The 2,441-nt window shown below is 68.8% G+C and carries 4 protein-coding genes; 2 read left to right on the top strand and 2 right to left on the bottom strand.

The features are described 5' to 3' along the window. Positions 1-119: 119 nt before the first annotated feature. Entirely contained in the window at positions 120-1,109 is a 990-nt protein-coding gene (gene moaA / locus ACFC0D_RS38410; RefSeq protein ID WP_376446731.1) for a GTP 3',8-cyclase MoaA, read from the top strand. Here the strand turns inward: moaA and ACFC0D_RS38405 are convergent. Together ACFC0D_RS38405 and ACFC0D_RS38400 are read right to left on the bottom strand one after the other, a co-directional pair. After that, positions 1,092-1,322 carry a hypothetical protein gene (locus tag ACFC0D_RS38405; RefSeq protein WP_137990185.1) on the bottom strand — a complete coding sequence of 77 codons (231 nt, stop codon included), beginning with the start codon at positions 1,320-1,322 and terminating at the stop codon, positions 1,092-1,094. The genes moaA and ACFC0D_RS38405 overlap by 18 nt on opposite strands. Before the next feature lie 181 nt (positions 1,323-1,503). Next, positions 1,504-1,848, bottom strand: coding sequence for a DUF3099 domain-containing protein (locus tag ACFC0D_RS38400; RefSeq protein WP_376446727.1), 345 nt, complete (start codon positions 1,846-1,848; stop codon positions 1,504-1,506). A gap of 180 nt (positions 1,849-2,028) precedes the next feature. Here ACFC0D_RS38400 and ACFC0D_RS38395 point away from each other — a divergent pair, with 180 nt between their 5' ends. Further along, positions 2,029-2,304: a GlsB/YeaQ/YmgE family stress response membrane protein gene (locus ACFC0D_RS38395; protein WP_376446724.1), complete on the top strand. Its 276-nt coding sequence runs from the start codon at positions 2,029-2,031 to the stop codon at positions 2,302-2,304. Positions 2,305-2,441 lie beyond the last annotated feature (137 nt).

Raw genomic sequence — 2,441 nt, 5'->3', positions numbered from 1 at the left:
GTCGTAGGGTCCTACGACGAGGCCGCTCCGGTCCTCGTTCCAATCGGCCCCTGCTGGTTGTCCGTGCTCTCGCGTAGGCTCGCTGTATAAATCACCGAACGACAGGGAGGGGGCCCACAGTGCTCATCGACACCTACGGCCGTGTAGCCACCGACCTGCGTGTTTCGCTCACCGACCGGTGCAATCTGCGGTGTACGTACTGTATGCCGGAAGAGGGTCTGCAGTGGCTGGCCAAGCCCGACCTGCTGACCGACGACGAGATCGTCCGGCTGGTACGGATCGCCGTCACCGACCTCGGCGTCACCGAGGTCCGCTTCACCGGCGGCGAGCCCCTGCTCCGCCCCGGCCTCGTCGGCATCGTCGAGCGGTGCGCGGCCCTGGAGCCCCGCCCCAAGATGTCCCTGACCACGAACGGCATCGGGCTCAAGCGCACCGCCGCCGCGCTGAAGGCCGCGGGCCTGGACCGGGTCAACGTCTCCCTCGACACGCTGCGGCCCGAGGTCTTCAAGACCCTGACCCGTCGCGACCGCCACCACGACGTGCTCGACGGCATGGCCGCCGCTCGCGACGCCGGACTCACCCCGGTCAAGGTCAACGCGGTCCTGATGCCCGGACTCAACGACGACGAGGCCCCCGACCTGCTGGCCTGGGCGGTGGAGAACGCGTACGAGCTGCGCTTCATCGAGCAGATGCCCCTCGACGCCCAGCACGGCTGGAAGCGCGACGGCATGATCACCGCCGGGGACATCCTGGAGTCGCTGCGCACCCGCTTCACCCTGACCCCCGAGGGCGCGGACGAGCGCGGCTCGGCCCCCGCCGAGCGCTGGGTCGTGGACGGCGGACCGCACACGGTCGGCGTCATCGCCTCCGTCACCCGCCCGTTCTGCCGGGCCTGCGACCGGACCCGGCTCACCGCCGACGGTCAGGTGCGCACCTGTCTCTTCGCCACCGAGGAGACCGACCTGCGGGCGGCGCTGCGCTCCGACGCCCCGGACGCCGAGATCGCCAAGATCTGGAAGCTGGCGATGTGGGGCAAGAAGGCCGGTTCGGGTCTGGACGACCCGAGCTTCCTCCAGCCGGAGCGCCCGATGTCAGCGATCGGCGGCTGAGTCCCCGGCCGACTCCCACTCGGCGAGTGGCACGACATCCTTGAGGAAGCCCCGTACACCCAGGAACTGGGAGAGATGTTCGCGGTGCTCCTCGCAGGCGAGCCAGGTCTTGCGGCGCTCGGGCGTATGCAGCTTGGGGTTGTTCCAGGCCAGTACCCACACGGCGTCGGCGCGGCAGCCCTTGGCTGAACAGATCGGGGTCTCGTCACTCACCTGATCATTGTCCAGCAATGGCGATGCCGAGCAGCCACGGGGGGAGCTGCCCGGCATCGGTCCGTCGCTCCGACGGGGGATGCGGAGCGCGTAGGAAGTATGTCACGGGGAATGGGCTACGGTGCACCGGAACTTCATGATTGATCTGAGCTTTTCTTGAGCTTTTCGGTCGCCACGATGATCAACTCTGACCGTACGAACGTTCCGTACGTGCTTCCGCGGAAGGCTCTCCGGCAGACAGTTCCGGGCGGGTCGGCGCCGGCACGAACGTCGACGGAAGAGTCGGCGGCTTCTCCCGTCCCGCGTTCGCGATGACCACGGCGACATAGGGGAGCAGTGCGCCGAGCACGAGAGCCACGACGGCCACATGGCGCTCGACGTTCCACAGCAGGACCGCGGCGATGACGGACAAGGTCCGTACCGCCATCGAGATCACATACCGGCGCTCCCGGCCGCGTACATCGGCGGCCAGGCCCTGACGCGCACCGGTGATCCGGAAAACCTCTGTACCGCCGTGCTTCCGCATCGCATTCCACCGCCAGCGTCCACGCCGAACTCTCCCCGGTCCGGACCTGTCTCCACGGTACGCCCGACGTCCGAGGGTGGGGAGGCCGGGTCACGTATGGCGTCGTCCGACATGCGTCGTATGGCTGATGAGCCGAGACTGGGCCCACATGCGCAGATTGCGCCGCATGAGGAGGCGACCATGAGTTGGCTGTGGGCAATCATCGTGGGCTTTGTGCTCGGTCTGATCGCCAAGGCGATCCTGCCGGGCAAGCAGCAGATCCCCCTGTGGCTGACGACTGTGTTCGGCATCATCGGCAGCCTCCTCGGCAACGCCGTCGCGGGCTGGATCGGGGTCGAGGACACCCGGGGCATCGACTGGACGCGCCACCTGCTCCAACTCGTCTTCGCGATCGCGGTGGTCGCCGTGGGCGACATGCTGTGGGCCACGGTCCGGGGCGGCAAGCAGCGAACGTGACGTCCCCGCGGGGCGCCCTGACGCGGAGGAGCGCGGGGTCGGCGTGACCTCCGACGACCTCGCGCCGGCCCGATTCCGGCGCGAACCGCGTGTCGCCCCGGACACGACGGAGGCCGGTACGCGCGTCACGCGCGTAC

This window comes from Streptomyces sp. NPDC056222, from assembly GCF_042264065.1.
Lineage (GTDB): Bacteria > Actinomycetota > Actinomycetes > Streptomycetales > Streptomycetaceae > Streptomyces.
Note: the sequence above shows the minus strand (reverse complement) of the source record. Positions and strands in the feature narration are given on the sequence as shown.

What these genes read in the sequence shown, in the direction of transcription:
- ACFC0D_RS38400 (WP_376446727.1), bottom strand. Translation starts at nt 1,848, where the DNA reads ATGCGGAAGCACGGCGGTACAGAGGTTTTCCGGATCACCGGTGCGCGT.
- ACFC0D_RS38395 (WP_376446724.1), top strand. Translation starts at nt 2,029, where the DNA reads ATGAGTTGGCTGTGGGCAATCATCGTGGGCTTTGTGCTCGGTCTGATC.